The organism is Amycolatopsis sp. (assembly GCF_035276945.1).
Taxonomy (GTDB): domain Bacteria; phylum Actinomycetota; class Actinomycetes; order Mycobacteriales; family Pseudonocardiaceae; genus Amycolatopsis_E.
Map to the genome: position 1 here is coordinate 1 of NZ_DATELF010000152.1, position 16,307 is coordinate 16,307.

Annotated in this window: 15 protein-coding genes and 1 pseudogene; 5 read left to right on the top strand and 11 right to left on the bottom strand. The window is 69.3% G+C overall.

What is annotated here, in order from left to right; translation table 11 throughout:
* From VJT49_RS26385 to VJT49_RS26405, 5 genes are all read right to left on the bottom strand, one after another.
* Positions 1 to 959, bottom strand: a 959-nt coding sequence (locus tag VJT49_RS26385; protein WP_324167622.1) for a cobalamin-dependent protein, incomplete at its 3' end; no start/stop codon positions are given.
* 158 nt (positions 960 to 1,117) lie between these two features.
* The gene (locus VJT49_RS26390) at positions 1,118 to 1,726 is read right to left on the bottom strand and encodes a GTP-binding protein (protein WP_324167623.1); all 609 of its coding nucleotides are present in this window, start codon (positions 1,724 to 1,726) and stop codon (positions 1,118 to 1,120) included.
* Positions 1,707 to 2,435, bottom strand: coding sequence for a DUF742 domain-containing protein (locus tag VJT49_RS26395; protein WP_324167624.1), 729 nt, complete (start codon positions 2,433 to 2,435; stop codon positions 1,707 to 1,709). Before VJT49_RS26395 ends, VJT49_RS26390 begins: the two co-directional genes overlap by 20 nt.
* 7 nt (positions 2,436 to 2,442) lie before the next feature.
* Positions 2,443 to 2,886 carry a roadblock/LC7 domain-containing protein gene (locus VJT49_RS26400; RefSeq protein ID WP_139094965.1) on the bottom strand — a complete coding sequence of 148 codons (444 nt, stop codon included), beginning with the start codon at positions 2,884 to 2,886 and terminating at the stop codon, positions 2,443 to 2,445.
* A complete protein-coding gene (locus VJT49_RS26405; RefSeq protein WP_324167625.1) occupies positions 2,883 to 6,929 on the bottom strand; it encodes a nitrate- and nitrite sensing domain-containing protein in 4,047 nt (1,348 codons plus the stop codon). The genes VJT49_RS26400 and VJT49_RS26405 overlap by 4 nt, the downstream gene beginning before the upstream one ends.
* Positions 6,930 to 7,714: 785 nt before the next feature.
* Between VJT49_RS26405 and VJT49_RS26410 the strand changes: the two genes are divergently transcribed.
* The 5 genes and pseudogenes from VJT49_RS26410 (at position 7,715) to VJT49_RS26430 (ending at position 12,281) form a co-directional block, all read left to right on the top strand.
* Positions 7,715 to 8,125: a DUF485 domain-containing protein gene (locus VJT49_RS26410; RefSeq protein ID WP_324167626.1), complete on the top strand. Its 411-nt coding sequence runs from the start codon at positions 7,715 to 7,717 to the stop codon at positions 8,123 to 8,125.
* A 7-nt stretch (positions 8,126 to 8,132) separates the two neighbouring features.
* Positions 8,133 to 9,749 (top strand): cation acetate symporter, encoded by a 1,617-nt coding sequence (locus tag VJT49_RS26415; RefSeq protein ID WP_324167627.1) that lies wholly within the window; start codon positions 8,133 to 8,135, stop codon positions 9,747 to 9,749.
* Positions 9,750 to 9,874: 125 nt separating this feature from the next.
* A complete protein-coding gene (locus VJT49_RS26420) occupies positions 9,875 to 11,080 on the top strand; it encodes a type III PLP-dependent enzyme (protein ID WP_324167628.1) in 1,206 nt (401 codons plus the stop codon).
* Positions 11,073 to 11,414: pseudogene (gene speD, locus VJT49_RS26425) on the top strand (adenosylmethionine decarboxylase); the annotation flags it as partial. The gene VJT49_RS26420 and the pseudogene speD, both read left to right, overlap by 8 nt.
* Positions 11,415 to 11,426: 12 nt before the next feature.
* The gene (locus VJT49_RS26430; RefSeq protein WP_324167778.1) at positions 11,427 to 12,281 is read left to right on the top strand and encodes a spermidine synthase; all 855 of its coding nucleotides are present in this window, start codon (positions 11,427 to 11,429) and stop codon (positions 12,279 to 12,281) included.
* Here VJT49_RS26430 and VJT49_RS26435 read toward each other — a convergent pair.
* The 6 genes from VJT49_RS26435 to VJT49_RS26460 all read right to left on the bottom strand — a co-directional run bounded on the left by VJT49_RS26435 (position 12,247) and on the right by VJT49_RS26460 (position 16,245).
* Positions 12,247 to 12,600: a DUF3817 domain-containing protein gene (locus tag VJT49_RS26435; protein ID WP_324167629.1), complete on the bottom strand. Its 354-nt coding sequence runs from the start codon at positions 12,598 to 12,600 to the stop codon at positions 12,247 to 12,249. The two genes, VJT49_RS26430 and VJT49_RS26435, sit on opposite strands and share 35 nt — an antisense overlap.
* 13 nt (positions 12,601 to 12,613) lie before the next feature.
* Complete coding sequence (locus VJT49_RS26440; protein ID WP_324167630.1) at positions 12,614 to 13,009, bottom strand: hypothetical protein; 396 nt, start codon at positions 13,007 to 13,009, stop codon at positions 12,614 to 12,616.
* Positions 13,010 to 13,026: 17 nt separating this feature from the next.
* On the bottom strand, positions 13,027 to 13,908 hold the full coding sequence (locus VJT49_RS26445) for a murein transglycosylase (protein WP_324167631.1): 882 nt from the start codon (positions 13,906 to 13,908) through the stop codon (positions 13,027 to 13,029).
* Between the two features lie 82 nt (positions 13,909 to 13,990).
* A complete protein-coding gene (locus tag VJT49_RS26450; RefSeq protein WP_324167632.1) occupies positions 13,991 to 14,473 on the bottom strand; it encodes a helix-turn-helix transcriptional regulator in 483 nt (160 codons plus the stop codon).
* 328 nt (positions 14,474 to 14,801) lie between these two features.
* Positions 14,802 to 14,969: a hypothetical protein gene (locus tag VJT49_RS26455; protein ID WP_324167633.1), complete on the bottom strand. Its 168-nt coding sequence runs from the start codon at positions 14,967 to 14,969 to the stop codon at positions 14,802 to 14,804.
* Between the two features lie 130 nt (positions 14,970 to 15,099).
* Positions 15,100 to 16,245, bottom strand: a complete 1,146-nt coding sequence (locus VJT49_RS26460) for an acyl-CoA dehydrogenase family protein (RefSeq protein WP_324167634.1) — start codon at positions 16,243 to 16,245, stop codon at positions 15,100 to 15,102.
* Positions 16,246 to 16,307: the final 62 nt, after the last annotated feature.

Genomic DNA, 16,307 nt, shown 5'->3' on the forward strand with positions numbered 1-16,307 from the left:
CCGAACTCCGGCGTCATCACGTACAGCGAGAAGTCCGCGTGGTCGACGATTCCCGCGTCTCCCTGCCCGATGCCCGGCGTCTCGACGATCACCAGGTCGTAGCCGGCCGCCTTGCACGCCAGGATCGACTCGTCCAGGCCCTCCGGAACCTCCCCCTTCCAGGTCCTGGTGGCCAGCGAGCGGAAGAAGACGCCGCTGCCGTCGAGGCAGTTCATCCGGATGCGGTCGCCCAGCAGGGCACCACCGCCCCGGCGCCGGGTCGGGTCCACGGCCAGAACCGCGATCCGGAGCTTGTCCTGCTGGTCCAGGCGGAACCGGCGGATCAGCTCGTCGGTCAGCGAGGACTTCCCGGAGCCGCCGGTGCCGGTGATGCCGAGCACCGGCACGGCACGCTGACGGGCCGCGTCGGTGATCGCGGCGAGCCGGTCCTCGGGCAGCACGCCGGCCTGGAGCTGCGTGCAGGCCCTCGCGAGGGCCTGCACGTCGCCGGAAAGAAGGCTGTCGACGGAGCCCACGGGCTGCGCCGCCAAGTCGACGTCGCAGGCCTGGATCATCGTGTTGATCATGCCGGGAAGCCCCAGCTCCAGGCCGTCGTCGGGGGAGAAGATCCGGGCCACGCCGCGCGAGTGCAGCAGTTCGATCTCCTCGCGCACGATGACCCCGCCGCCACCGCCGTAGACCTTGATGTGCCCGGCGCCGCGCGCGCGCAGCAACTCGACGAGGTAGCTGAAGTACTCCACGTGGCCGCCCTGGTAGGCGCTGATGGCCACACCCTGGACGTCCTCGCTGATCGCGGCCGTGACGACCTCGTCCACGGACCGGTTGTGCCCGAGATGCACGACCTCGGCGCCCTGGGACTGCAGGATCCGCCGCATGATGTTGATCGACGCGTCGTGCCCGTCGAACAGGCTGGACGCGGTGACGAACCGGATCGGATGCGTCGGCCGGTAAAGCTCCATGCCACCAAAATACTTGGGCTTCCTACTATTTCAAGCCCAAGTGACCCCTGTCTCGCGAGTCAGGTGCCCAGGAGGGTGTGGGGCTCGCTCCGAGGCGGGGTCCGGGGGTCGCACCCCCAGGGAGCACACAAGCGCCGCCGACGCGTCCTGTCAACCTCTCACCGGCGAGCCGACCGCATCGTGACCCACTGCCGCATGGCGTACTCGACCAGCGTGATCAGCGTCTGCTTCGTCGACTCGCGATCCCGCGCGTCACACCGGACGATCGGGATGCTCGGGTCGATGGCCAGCGCCTCCCGCACATCCGACAGATCGTGGTGCAGCATGCCGTCGAAGGTGTTCACCCCGATGATGTAGGGCAGCTTGCGGTCCTCAAAGAAGTCCACCGGGGCGAACGAGTCGGCCAGCCTGCGGGTGTCGGCGAGGATCACCGCGCCGATCGCGCCGCGCACCAGGTCGTCCCACATGAACCAGAACCGCTGCTGGCCGGGGGTGCCGAACAGGTACAGGATCAGGTCGGTGTCCAGCGACACGCGCCCGAAATCCATGGCCACCGTCGTGGTGGCCTTGTTCGGTGTGTTGTCGAGGTTATCGATACCCCTGCTGGCGTCGGTCATCATGGCCTCGGTGGTGAGCGGCATGATTTCCGACACGGACCCGACGAAGGTCGTCTTACCGGCGCCGAACCCACCGGCGACCACGATCTTGGCCGAGGTCATCGTCTGCGGCGTCGTCCGCCGCGGTGTTTTAAAGCCGACGGAGTCCACTCAACACCCTTTCCATCAACATGAAATGCGCCTCGGCGTCTTCGTTGCCGGACACCGTCTTGTGCACAGTGATCAGGCCGGCGTCGGCCGCGTCGCTGATCAGCACCCTGGCCACGCCCAGCGGAACCCGCAGCAGCGCCGCGATCTCCGCCACCGACCGCGGCATCCGGCATTCTTCCATGATCGACCGGTGCTCGAACTGCACCGTCGAAAGGTCCACCCGGACGGCCGCGGTATCGGAAGCCGAGATCAGGGTCTCCAGCTCCAGCGGCATTTTCGCCTTGGTGCGCCCCCCGGTCAATGCGTAGGGACGCACGACCGCGGTCTCGTCTTCGATGGGGTACAACGGCTCCTCGGGCCCCGCCGGGCCGGCATTGGACACGGCGGGCTCGAAGAAGCCCGTGCCCTGGTTCGGCTCGAAGAAGCCGGGCGGCCCCGGTGGCGCTCCCCCCACCTGCGACGGTGGTGGCTGCATCGCCAGGAGTGGCACCGGCTGCGGTCCCGTCTCCTGCGGCCCTGGTACCTGCGGCGGGCCCGGCATCGGCGGCCCGGGCTGCATCGTCACGGCCTCGGCGGGGTAGGAATCCCGGTCCTTCTTCCGTTTCCGGCGCCCACGCCCCGAATCCAGGGTGAAGGCATTGAAGACGTCGGCGAACGTCGCCTCGTCTTCCCCTTCGGGAGGGGATCCGCCCCCGGGTCCCGTGGTCATCGCGGCATCATCCCACCGGTTCACCGATCAGCGCACCACCCGAACCCTGTAGCTGCGCGCGCAGCTCGGGGGTGAGGATCTGGCCGACCCGGTCAACCAGCATGGTCATCTCGTAGGCCACCTGCCCGATGTCGCAGTTCGGGGCGGCGAGCACGGCCAGGCACGAACCGTCGCTGATGGACATCAGCACCATGATGCCGAGTTCCATCTCGACCACGGTCTCGTTGACGGCCCCCGCCTCGAAGCACCGCGCGGCGCCCTGGGTCAGGCTCACCAGTCCGGAGGCCACCGCCGCGAGTTGGTCGGCCCGGTCCAGCGGCAGCCGGTTCGACGCGGTCAGCAGCAGGCCATCGGCGGACACGACCACCGCGTGCGCCACGCCCGGGACACGCTCGGCGAAGTCGTTGACCAGCCAACCGAACTGGTTCTGTTGTGGCTGCGGCGAGGTCATTCACCCTCCATGGTTTCTCGTTCGGAGTCGACCGTCTGAGCGGTACGGTGCCGTCCACGCCGGACACCCTGCTGGAAACTGCTCAGCCGACCGCGCACATCCTGCGGATCGCGGGCTGGCCTGGGGCCCGAGCTCGGTGCCGTCGAAGCGGCGGCACCCGGCATGAGCTTCTCGCCACGCTGCCGGCGGGGCAGGCCAGCGGCCGTGAAGCTCGAAGGTGCGGCCTGGGAAACCGCCTGGACCGTGCGCCAGCTTTCGTCGGTGGCGAAGGACCAGGCGGAATCCCCGCCGGAAACTGCCGCGCCGGTAACGGATTCCGGCGCCTCGGGCTGCCGCTGCGGCGACGCCGGTTCGGCGGTCCACTGCGATGGCTGTGCCGGGAGTTGTGCCGGCGGTTCCGCCGCGGCCGCCGGCATGTGACGCCAGTGCTGCTGCGGCTCTGGTTGCTCCCCGGACGTTGCCGGGTAAATTTCCGCCGACCGTTCCGGCTGCGGGGAAATGCCGCGTTCGGGCGACGGCGTGTAGGCGGTGCTGTCCCCGTATACCGGCAGGTACCCGGTGCTCTCCGCGGACATCGAGGTGTAGCCGGTGCTTTCGGCGGGCACCGGCGAGTAGCCGGTACCCGCCGCCGGTACGGGCGAATAACCGGTGTTTTCCGTGGGCCACGGCGAGTAACCGGTGGACTCCGCCGGCGTGGGCGAATAGCCGGTGCTCTCCGCGGACGACGGCCGCCGCTGCGGAAGCTGGCCGCCACTCGGGACCGAGGTGGGCGGCGCCTCGCGCGGTGGGACCGGCTTCGGGCGCCGCTGCGGCAGCGACTGGCTGGACTGCGGCACCTGGTTCGGCTGCGGTGCCTGGCTCCGCCCGGGCGCCGGCTGCGGGTTCGGCGTGGACTGCGGCGACGGGGACTGACCGAAGCCGACCGGGGGCCGCCACGACTGCGAGAACTGGGACGTCACGGGCTCGGCGGCCGGCTGCGGCATGGCAGGAGGTTGCGGCGCCGTGGACCGCTGCTCCTTGGCCGCATGGCGGGCCCGGTACACGCCCTTCTGGAAGCTGGACAGCCGGCCCCGGACGTCGGCCGGGTCGCGGACGGGCAGCGCGTGAGGCGCCTCCGGCGCAGCACCGGCATCACCGACGCCATCGGCATCACCGGCGCCATCGGCACCATCGGCACCATCGGCACCACTGTCGGAAGACGAGAACGGAGCGAGCGCGCTGCCCGGCATGAGCTGCTCGCCACGCTGGCGCCGGGGCAACCCGGCATCGGTGTAGCTGGTCGGCTCGGCCTGCGACACCGACTGCACGGTGCGCCAGCTCTCGTCGGCGGCGAAGTCCCAGCCGGCGGCGGACCGCTCGGTCGCGGCGGCCTCCTCGGCGTCGGAAGCCTCTTCCGTCTCCGCGGCTTCGTCGTGCTCGGCTTCGATCTCGTCCGGGGTTTCCGTGTACTGCCCGGTCTCGGCGGGTTCTTCCGCCTCCACGGGCTCGGGCTCCTCCTGCGCGACCGGCTCCGGCTCCGGTTTTGGCAGCGGCTGCGGCTTTGACGGCGGCGCGGCCGGTGCCTGGGCCGACGGGCGCGCGGGTGCGGGACGGTCGCTGCGGAACCAGGCCGACAGCGTCTCGTCGAAGATCGGCGTGGTCTCCTTCGGCAGCGGTGGCGGAGGAGGCTGGGGCGGCTCGACGGGGGCCGTGTTCCACCAGTCGGTCAGCGCTTCCGCGTCGTTGTTGGTCGCCGCGAACAGTGCCTTCCCGCTGGGCAGCTCATCGGCGGGGAGTTCGGGCTGGGGCCGGTTCAGCGGCGGCTCCGGCGGCGCGGGCGGCAGGCCCTGGTCGTCGGCCCTGGCCGACCTGAACAGCGCGGTCCCGGAGATCTCCACTTCACCGGAGGTGCGGGAGGGCAGCACGCCGGAGTGGCCGTTCTGGATCCACCCGCCGGGCGTCGCGGCACCGTCGCCCAGCGTGCCGGCGGTGCCGGCGAGGTTGGTCAGCGCGCCGGCCCGGCCGGCGCCGTTGACCGTGCGGCGGCGCGGCAGGCCACCCTGCTGCTGGTACGCCGAGGTCTCGACCTCGGGCCGGCTCGGTGCGAGGTCCGGAAGGTCCAGGACGAGCTCGCGGGGCACGGCCACGGTCGCGCGCACGCCGACGATTTCCTTGCCACCGTGCAGAGAGACTGCGATGTGGTGGCGGCCGGCCAGCCGGCCGACCACGAACAGGCCCATCCGGCGGGAGGTGGCCAGGTCGACCGAAGCGGCCTCGTTCAGCCGGGCGTTGGCCTCGGCGACCTCGGCCTCGTTCATGCCGATGCCCTTGTCGACGATGTCGACCAAGAGGCCGGTGCTCTCGGCCCGGGTGGTGACCGTCACCTGGGTCTCCGGGGCGGAGAAGGCCGTGGCGTTGTCGAGCAGCTCCGCGATCAGGCGCATCAGGTCGCTGGCCGCGTACCCGACGATCCTGGCGTTCGACGGCGCCTGTACCACGACCCGCTGGTACTGCTCGATCTCCGAGACCGCGGCGCGCAGCACGTCGGCGGTGCTGACCGGCTGGCCCGAGCGGCGGCCCGGCTCGGCGCCGGAGAGCACCATCAGGTTCTCGTTGTTGCGCCGCATACGGGTCGCGAGGTGGTCGAGCTGGAACAGGGTGGACAGCTGGTCGGCGTCCTCCTCGTCGCGCTCGAGCCGCTCGATCAGCTGCAGCTGCCGCTGCACGAGGCTCTGGCTGCGGCGGGACAGGTTGATGAACACGCTGCTGAAGCCGGTCCGCATGGCGGCCTGCTCACTGGCCAGCCGCAGCGCCTGGCTGTGCACCGCGTCAAAGGCCTGGGCCACTTCACCGATCTCGTCGGTGGTACCGATGATCAGCGGCTGGATTTCGGCGTTGGACTCCTGGCCCTCCTGGATGCTCTGCACCGCGGCGGGGAGCTGGTGGTCGGCGACGTCCAGCGCACTGGTCCGCAGCCGCTGCAGCGAGCTCAGCAACTGGCGGGTGATCAGGAAGACGACCGCGGCGGTGATCACGAGGGCGAGGAACAGCAGCACGGCCAGCAGGCCCGCGTCGGTGCCGGAGTTTTCCACCAGCGTGGAGGACGCGGCGGTGACCTGGTCGCCGAGCCGGCCGATGACCGTGTTGAGCGAGGAGATGACCGCGTTGGTCGCCGCGGCCCACTGCTCGCCGGAGATCGCGTTGAGCGCTGCGCCGGAGGAGGCGCCCTGCGCGTTCAGCACGCTGCTCGCCAGCCGGGCCCGGGTGTCGTAGTCCGCGCCCATCACGGTGCGGTCGAAGTCCTGCTGCTGGCCTGGGCTCGCGGCGGCCCGGAAGTCGTCGAGCCGGTCGGCGATCCGGATCTCGGCGGTGCGCAGCTGGTTGAGTTGCGCCGCCGCCAGGTTGCCGCGGCTGATGCCGTAGCCGAGCAGGGCCTCGGAGGAGGACATCTCCTCCTTGACGACCAGCAGGTTGTGCAGGGCGCCCTGCGTACTGCCGATGGAGTCGTCGCCGATGCCCGCCACCAGCGAGGTGTCCACGGCCAGCAGGGCGTCGGTCATCGTCGAGTAGTTGTCCAGGGCCTGGACCACCTCGAGGCGGCCGGCCCCGACCTGCTGCCGGACGCTGGACAGCCGGCTCAGCGCGTTACTCGCGGCGATGTCGGGGTTGCTGATCGCGGCATTCAGTTCGGCTGCCCGCGCGGCGTCCGTGCTGAACGCCGGGATCGCCTTGTCGACCGCCGTCCGGGCGGCGTCCAGCGCGGCCGAGCTGCCGACCGTGCCCCGGGTGAGCAGGGCGGCGGTCTCGGTCCGCTCCTGCTCCAGGGCGGTGAGCAGCGTGCGCACGTCGGAACCCAGGGTGACCAGGCGGTTGACGCGCTCGAAACTCTGCGAGAGCTGGACCTGGTTGCCGATGGTGATCCCGCCCAGCACGAGGGCGAAGACGATCGGGACCAGCGTCACCGCGGCGAGCTTGACCGAGATGCGCCAGTCGCGCCAGCGGATGATCGACCGCCACTTCGAGGGACGGCGCGGCTGCTGGCCGAGGAGCTGTCCAACAGGCACTTGGCCTTGTCCTGCAACAGTCACGGAAGTGACTCCCTGTCCCGCATGGTCGGTACACGTCCCTGGCTCACGCCGTTCTCCTCGTCAGCCGCAAAGTCTGCTCCATCCAGCCCACGGCGCTGTCCCGGGTCACCTCGCCGGCCTGCCGTGCACGCGCATCATGCGATGTGCAGGATGCTTTCGACAAGATCGGATCACGTTCGGTCACAGCGAGTCAACGTGGCCAAAGTAGCCTACACCAATCGTGCGGCACGTCCTTGATCCGCACGCACCGCCGCTGACCTGCATAAATACCCAAAGTGACAAGGGGTTGACACGAGCCACGGCGAATCGGCCCAGACATGTCCGATTTCGATTAACCCGCTGGTGAGCGGGCTAGTCCAGACCATCACCCGGATAGCCCAGGAGCCTGCCGGGACGACCGGAGAGCGGGTACCCACCGTGCTGTCACCATGTCCGGTCACAAGAGAATAACGCCCGATCTCGTGGCTTTCGTCGCTCCCACCCGATCCCGGCCAGGACTCGGTTCGGCTGCCAGCGGTTTCGCCGCGTCGAGGCGAGTTCAACAGACGGACAACGCTCACCAGGATGAGCGAAAATCGCGTTCTTTTATCACTATATGTCACGATTTTGCTGTTTGTCGCAGTACGTAATCGCCCATCCGGCGGATCAACCTGGCGAACTCGGCCACTCTTTTGAACCGGCCTGCTGAACCCTCCGTTTACCAGCGTGGCTAACATGTGCGATCCCGAAGGTTCGCCCCGCCAGCTCGCCGGGAGGCAGACATGCAGAACGTCGCCCAGACCTCTGCGACGAGGAACACTATCGAGGACACCGGGGAGATCCCGGTCCTGTTCGAGGTATCGGAGACCGAGCGGCTGTCCAGGCGGCAGGCCGGCCCCGACTACCTCACCATCCAGGCCAGTCCGGAGTTCCGCGGGCTACGCGGCCGGTTCCGCCGGTTCGTCTTCCCGATGAGCCTTCTGTTCATCGTCTGGTACCTCGTGTACGTGGTCCTCGCCGCCTACGCCCGTGACTTCATGAGCATCAAGGTGCTCGGCGAGGTCAACGTCGGCATCCTGCTGGGGGCCGGCCAGTTCGTCTCCACCGCGCTCATTACCATGGCCTACCTGCAGTTCGCCAAGCGCCGTCTGGACCCCGACGTGGAAAAGGTCCGCCGGCAGGCAGGAGTGTAAGAACAGCATGCCGCACCTCACCTCCCCCGCGGTGCTCGCCGCCTCCGCCACCGACGGCAGCAACCCGATCATCAACACCGTCGTGTTCGGCGCATTCGTCGCGGTGACCCTCTTCGTGGTGTACCGCGCGAGCAGTCGCAACTCCTCCGCCGCCGACTACTACGCGGCGGGTAGCGCTTTCACCGGGCGCCAGAACGGCATCGCGCTGTCCGGTGACTACCTCTCGGCCGCGTCGTTCCTCGGTATCGCCGGTGCGATCGCCGTGCACGGCTACGACGGGTTCCTCTACTCGATCGGCTTCATGGTCGCCTGGCTGGTCGCACTGCTGCTGGTCGCGGAACTGACCCGGAACACCGGCCGGTTCACCATGGGCGACGTGCTGGCGTTCCGGATGAAGGTGCGCCCGGTGCGCGCCGCCGCCGCCACCTCGACGCTGGTCATCTCGCTGTTCTACATGCTCGCCCAGATGGCGGGCGCCGGTGGCCTGATCGCGCTGCTGCTCAACATTCACTCGAACTTCGGCCAGGCGCTGATCATCGCGGTGGTCGGCCTGATCATGGTGCTGTACGTGCTGGTGGGCGGCATGAAGGGGACCACCTACGTGCAGATCATCAAGGCCAGCATCCTGATCATGGCCGTGGTGCTGATGACGGTGTTCCTGTTCGGCAAGTTCGGTTTCAGCATCTCGAACCTGCTCTCCCAGGCCGCCTACAACAGCCCGATGGGCGAGAAACTGATCCAGCCCGGCGGATCCTACGGCGCCAACAACCTGACCAAGTTGGACTTCGTCTCGCTGGCGCTCGCGCTGGTCCTCGGCACGGCCGGGCTGCCGCACGTGCTGATGCGGTTCTACACCGTGCCCAACGCCCGTGAGGCCCGCCGCTCGGTGGTCTGGACGACCGCGTGCGTGTTCGTGTTCTACCTGTGCACGCTGATCATCGGCTTCGGCGCCGCCGCGCTGGTCGGGACGAAGGAGATCAAGTCCGCGCCCGGTGGAGAGAACTCGGCGGCACCGCTGCTGGCCCTGCACATCGGGGGCACGGTGCTGCTGGGCGTCGTCGCCGCGGTCGCCTTCGCGACCATCCTGGCGGTGATCGCCGGGCTCACCATGACCGCCTCGGCGTCGTTCGCCCACGACGTGTACGCGAACATCTTCAAGCGAGGCAAGGCGGACCCGTACGACGAGGTCCGGGTGGCCCGGCTGACCGCGGTCGTGATCGGCCTGCTCGCGATCATCGGCGGTATCCTCGCCAACGGCCAGAACATCGCCTTCCTGGTCGCGCTGGCCTTCGCCGTCGCCGCCTCGGCGAACCTGTCCACGCTGCTGTACTCGCTGTTCTGGAAGCGGTTCAACACGACGGGCACGCTGTGGGGCATCTACGGTGGCCTGATCGCCTGCGTGGTGCTGGTGGTCTTCTCCCCCGTGGTGTCCGGGGCGTCCGACTCGATCATCAAGGCCGTGGACTTCCACTGGTTCCCGCTGAAGAACCCGGGCCTGGTGTCGATCCCGTTCTCCTTCGTGTGCGGCTTCGTCGGCACGCTGGTCGGCAAGGGCAAGGCCGACCCGTACAAGCAGGCGGAGATGGAGGTCCGCTCGCTCACCGGCATCGGCTCTCGCATCTGATCGCCTTGTGAGCAAGGGGCCTTCCGGCGCGAAGCCGGAGGGCCCCTTGTTGTCCTGGGCTTTCCGGGGTTCCAACCCCCAGACCCCGGCTTGGGGAAACCCACGGGCCCAGTGAGACTGGACAGGTGAGTCACGAGCGGATCCACCGGTTCCTGGCTGAGCGACGGCCGCCAACGCCCTGCCTGGTCGTCGACACGGCCGTGGTCCGCGAACGCGTGCACGAGTTGACGACCGCGTTCCCGGGCGCCGCGCTTCGCTACGCGGTCAAGGCGAATCCCGAGCGCGCTGTCCTGGCCGCGGTGCTGGCCGCGGGCGGCGGTTTCGACGTGGCGAGCCCGGCCGAGATCGACGCGTGTCTCGCGGTGGGCGCGCTCCCGAAAGCGCTTTCCTACGGCAATCCGATCAAGAAGGCCGCCGACGTCGCCTTCGCCCACGCCCGCGGGATCCGTGACTTCACCACGGACGCGGAGTCCGATGTGGACAGTCTGGCCCGGTTCGCGCCCGGCGCCGCGGTCTCGGTGCGGCTGCTGGTGGACGGTCCGGCGTCGGCGACGCCCTTCGGGCGCAAGTTCGGCTGTACCCCCGACCAAGCCGTCGAACTGCTGCGCCGTGCCGCGGCGACCGGCCTCGACCCGGCGGGGATCGCCTTCCACGTCGGCTCGCAGCAGGCGGAGGCTTCGGCCTGGGAGGCCGGAATCGCGGCCGCGGCCAAGGTGTTCGCCGAGCTCGACGGGCACGGCCTCCGGCCTCGGCGGCTGAACATCGGCGGCGGTTTCGGCGTCCCCTACCGCTCGCCGGTGCCTTCGCTCGCCGAGTACGCGGCAGCGGTCTCGGCGGCGCTGCGGTCGTACTTCCCCGGCGGGAGCCCGGAACTGCTGCTCGAGCCGGGACGCGCGGTGGTCGCCACGGCCGGGCTGATCCGCACCGAGGTCGTGCTGGTGGCCGAGCGGGCCGGGCAGCGGTGGGTGTACCTCGACATCGGGCGCTACAACGGGCTCGCGGAGACGGAGAACGAGGCGATCACCTACCGGTTCGGATCACCTCAAGGGGGTCTGGGGGCGTGCCCCCAGAGGGGGTCTGGGGGTCGCACCCCCAGAAGGCAGAGCGGTCTGGAAGCGTGCCCCCAGACGGAATCCGGGGGCCCGGTCGTCATCGCCGGACCCACGTGCGATGGTGACGACGTGCTGTACCAACACACGCCGTACGAGCTGCCGCTGTCGCTGCGGGCCGGGGACCAGCTCGACATCCTGGACGCCGGCGCGTACACGGCCAGCTACTCGTCGGTGGCCTTCAACGGCATCGAACCTCTGCGGATCTACTGCCTTGACTAGCTTCACCGGGCGCCACGTGCTCGCCGAACTCGACGGCATCGATCCGGCACGGCTGGACGACCCCGGATTCCTCCGCGAAGCGTTGCGCGCGGCCGTGAGCCAGGCCGGCGCCACGGTGTGCGAGGTGGTGTCGCACCGGTTCGCACCCCAGGGCGTGACCGTGCTGGCACTGCTCGCCGAGTCGCACGCCTCGGTACACACCTACCCCGAGTTCGGCGCGGTGTTCGCCGACGTGTTCACCTGCGGCGACCACGCCGACCCGGAACGGGCCGTGGCCCTGCTCGCCGCCGCGCTGGGCGCGAAGTCGGTCCGACGGTCCATCGTGGAGCGTGGTTGGGTGGCGGCGATGACCGAGCCGGTCGGCGCGGGCCTGTCGCGGCGGTGGGCGGTGTCCGAGGTGCTCCACCAGGCCCACACCGGTTTCCAGGATCTGCTGATCGGGCGGACCGCACAGGGCGTCTCACTGTTCTGCGACGGCGAGCGCCAGAGCACGGAGGCGACCCAGCTGACCTACCACGAAGCCCTGTTGGTGCCGGCGATGCTGCTCGCCGAACGGGTGCGCCGGGTACTGGTCATCGGCTCCAGCGAGGGCGTGACCAGCCGGCTGGCCGCCGCCGAGGGCGCCCAAGTGGACCACGTCGACATCGACCGGGACGCGGTGCGCGCCTGCGCCGAACACCTGCCCTACGGCTACACCCCGGCCGAACTGGAGCTGGCCGAACGAGGGCACGGGCCGGTCCACGTGCGCTACCAGGACGGCTGGGAGTTCGTCGCCGGCGCGGAAACCGGCTACGACGTCGTGGTGATCGATCTGCCCGACGAGAACGGGGACCCCGAAGCCCAGCACAACCGGCTCTACGGCACGGAGTTCCTCCGCCGCTGTGCCGGCCTGCTGGCCCCCGGCGGGGTCGTCACCAGCCAGGCCGGCTGCCCGACGATGTGGCGCAACGAAACGCTCATCCAAGCCTGGCGGCGGTTTCACGAGGTCTTCAGCACCGTCGTCTACTACGGTTCGGACGAGCACGAGTGGGCGTTCCTGTCCGGCAGGCCCGACCGCGTCGCCGACCCGGTGCCGGCCATGACCGAACGACTCGTCAGGGCGCACTACCGCCCCGAAACCCTGGATGCCCAGGCGCTGCGCGGCAACAGCACACCGCCCCTGCGCGTCAGAGCTTCCTACCCGCCTCGACGCGGTGCGTGACGGCGCGCTCGGCGACGAAGGACAGGAACGGAATGGTGCCGGCGAGCAACACCAGCACGGTGCCCTTGATCGACCAGCGGGCCTTGAGCGCCAGGTCGACCGCCAGCACCAGGTACACCATGTAGAACAGTCCGTGGGTGACCCCGGCCCAGCTCATCATGCCCGGCGAATCGGCCGCGTACTTCAGGATGAACGCGACCGTCAGGCACAGCAGGGCGACACCGGTGGCATAGGCCAACACCCGGTAGCGCAGCAGCGGTCCGCTCAGGATCGACGGCGTCGCCCGCTCACGCGGTTCCGCTTCCTCCGTGCTCACCATCTGGGCTTGCCTTTCAATTCCGACGATTTTCCTGGTCCCGCGCGTGCAGGTCGGCGAGGTACCGGTTGTAGGCGGCCAGCTCGTCGTCCTCCTCGTCGTGCACGACCGCCCTGGCGGCCTGCCGCGGCGCCGGGACCTCAGGCGCCGGCCGCGATTCCGCGGCATCGCCGGGCTCCTGGTCCCGTGCCTGGGCCGCTTCCCGCCGGAGCTTGGTGATGCGGTAGACCATGAACGCCGGGAAGAGCCCGAACAGCGGCCACTGCAACACGTAACCGAGGTTCTGGAAGGTGCCGGTCGCCGATTCGAACCGGTTCCACTGCCACCACGCCAGCCCGCAGCACACCACGAGGCTCAGCAGGCAGAGGCCGCCCATGGCAAGGCGTCGCGCGGTGAGTGGACCTGCAGGCACGGCTTCGACGCTAGCACTCACGACACTCGCACGAACTGGGCGGCCTTGGCATAGGAATCGGCGAGGCCGAACACCTTGCGCGCGTAGTCGACCGAGTTGTTGTACGAAAGGATGCCGGACCACCAGCCCTGCGCGCTGGACATGTCCCGGCCGTCGGCGCAGAGGTACCTGGCGGCCGCGAGCGCCGCCGCGTCGATCTGCTGCGGGTCGTACCCGCCGCCCCACCGGGCCCAGGTGCCCGGGATGAACTGCATGGGCCCGACGGCCCGGTCGTAGTCCGGATCGCCGTCGAACCGGCCGTGGTCGGTGTCGGGGATGGTCCGCACCCCGGACGAGCCGTCCAGCGGCACCCCGACGATGGGCCTGGACGGGTAGCCGTTAACTTTCAGTACGGCGCCGCCGTACTGGCCGTGGTTGGACTCGATCCGGCCGATCCCGGCGAGCGTGGCCCAGGAAACGCGGCAGGAGGGCTGGTCTGCCCGAAGCTGCAGTTCGGCGTTGCCGTAGCCGATCAGCGCCCTGGCGGGGATGCCGGTCGCCTCCGCGACCCGGTCGGCCCAGACCGACAGCAGGTTGCCGGATCGCTGGGTGTTCTGCGCCTGCTGCCGCGGCTTCGCGGGGGAGGTGGTGGGCGCGGGGTCGTCGGCGACGGTGGCGCCCACCGGAGCCGACGAGCCGGGCTGCACGTCGGCCGGCCGCACCTCAAGCGCGGGGATCTCGGTGGTCGTCGGGCCCGCACCGGGGGTACCAGCCTGGCTGGTCAGCCAGACCCCACCGGCGGCGAGGGTGAGCACCACCACCACGATGCCGAGCCGCGCCAGCGCGGCGACCCAGCGCCGTGGCGTCCGACCGGCTTCCTCCTCGGACACTTCGGCGGTCTCTTTCCCAGCCCGCTTCATGCCCAAGAACCCAACCTCCTCACACCGGGACCAACGATGCCACCCAGGCCGGTGTTACGCCCACGCGGCCCGGTGCGGGACGTCAGCCGGCGCGCTGCTGGCGGCTGAGGCGGGCGACGCACCACGCGGGCGCGCTGCCCCGGCGCAGGTGCTGCAGGACGGTCATCGGGCCGAGCCGGCGGGACAGGTCCGACGGCCGGAGACCGGCTGCCCGATAGTCGAGCGCGCGCTGGTCGAGGGGGCTGATACCGGCGTCCCACCACTGCTCGGCCTCGCGCACGTCGCCGATCATCTGCCACCAGCCGGCCGCGGCGACCAGCAGGTCGTACGGCACACCGGGCAGGCGCTCGCGCATGGCGTCGAGGTAGCGAGGGTCGGCCGGCTCGACCGGAGCCCAGCCACGAGCGCCGGAGCGGGCACGCTGGCCGGGAATGCCCGGTGCCTGCTGCGGCACGTCCGCGAGCCACTCGGACGCGATCCGGTCGACCTCCCTTTCCTCAGGGGTCTGCTCGCATTCGGCCGCCCACTGGCGGATCACCGCATCAACTCCGGGATCTCCGGTCATCCTAGCCTCCTTACGTGCCCCAACCGAGGTTTACGACTTTCCACGGCGATGATCCAACGATCGGTGTGATCATCGGTTCGAATGGCCAGAACCGCTGGTCACGCAATGTGAGCACGGTAGGGTCAGTCGCCTTTGTCGCGCCAGACCTTCAAGCGGACGAATTCGGCGACCAGCGGTTTAATCGCGGCAATCCACCCGGATGGTCCAACGTTCCGCCGCACACTCTGAGACCGGTAACTCTGCGTATCCACTTCTGCCGGGCATGACGAAGCCCGGCACCGCGTCTCGCGGTGCCGGGCCCGGCAGGTCTGGAGTCAGGAAGTACCGGTCAAGCGAACAGGTTCCGCACGAAGGTCACGATCGCTTCGGCGCCGTCGCGCAGCCAGCCCAGGATGTTGTGCACCACATCGGCCGACTGGTTGGGCTTCGTGATCAGGAAGAACAGGACGAGCGCGACCACGGCGACAATGAGGATCTTCTTGGTGTTCGCCGACATACGCTCCATCCGATCGTCATCCGGACCACCTGCCCGAAGGAAACACAGCCATCCTGCCCGTCGCGGCGGGCTTTCGACAAACTTCCACCCCGACGGCGACGCTGATCACCGTGCGGAATCTACGGGAAATCTACAAGGTTCGCGAGATGATCTCCTTCATGATCTCCGACGTGCCGCCGAGGATCCGGGAAATCCGGACATCGGCCCACGCGCGGGCGACCGGGTACTCCGTCATGTACCCGTACCCGCCGAAGAGCTGCAGGCAGTCGTCGACGACCTTGTTGACCCGCTCGGTGGTCCACAGCTTCACCATGGCCGCGCCCGGAACGTCCAGTTCGCCCCTCAGATGCCGCTCGACGCACTGATCGAGGAAGGCACGGGCGACGGCGGCCTCCGTGGCCGCCTCCGCGAGGGTGAACTTCGTGTTCTGGAAGGCGAACACCGGCTTGCCGAAGGCGGTGCGTGCCTTGGTGTAGGCGATAGTCTGATCGACCACCGTCTCCATTCCCGCCACCGCGCCCACCGCGATGATCAGCCGTTCCTGGGGTAGCTGCTGCATCAGCTGGACGAAGCCCTGGCCTTCGGTGCCGAGCAGGTTCGCCGCGGGCACGCGGACGTCGTCGAAGAACAGTTCCGCGGTGTCCTGTCCCGTGAGCCCGATTTTGTCCAGCAACCGGCCCCGCCGGAACCCGGGCGTGCTGGTTTCCACGGCGATCAGCGACACGCCCTTCGCGCCGGCGTCGGGATCGGTCTTCACCGCGACCACCACCAGATCGGCGAGCCCCCCGTTGGTGACGAAGGTCTTCGCCCCGTTGATGACGTAGAAGTCGCCGTCGCGCACCGCCCGCGTCTTGATGCCCTGAAGGTCCGATCCGGCGCCCGGCTCGGTCATCGCGATCGCGCCGATGAGTTCGCCGCTGGCGAACTTGGGCAGCCACTCCCTCTTCTTCTCTTCCGAGGCGTACTGCAGCAGGTAGGGCGCCACGATCCCGTTGTGCACCGACACGCCCCACGCGCTGTCGCCCGCCCGCGCCTGCTCCTCGTACAGCACCGCCTCGTGCGCGAAGGTCCCGCCGCCGCCCCCGTACTCCTCCGGAACGGACAACGTCAGGAGGCCCACCTCGCCCGCCTTCGACCACAGTTCGCGGTCCACCTGTTTCCGCGCGCTCCAGTGTTCCTGGTGGGGCACGAGCTCCTTCTGGCAGAAGGTTCTGGCCAGTTCCCGGAAATCGTCCAGGTCTTCCGCCCAGGCGCTCTTCTGGATCTGCAGCGGCATCGCGGGCCTCTCCGGTGGAAAGACATTATGAGTGGAAGGTAAGTTCCGACTGGAATGTACAA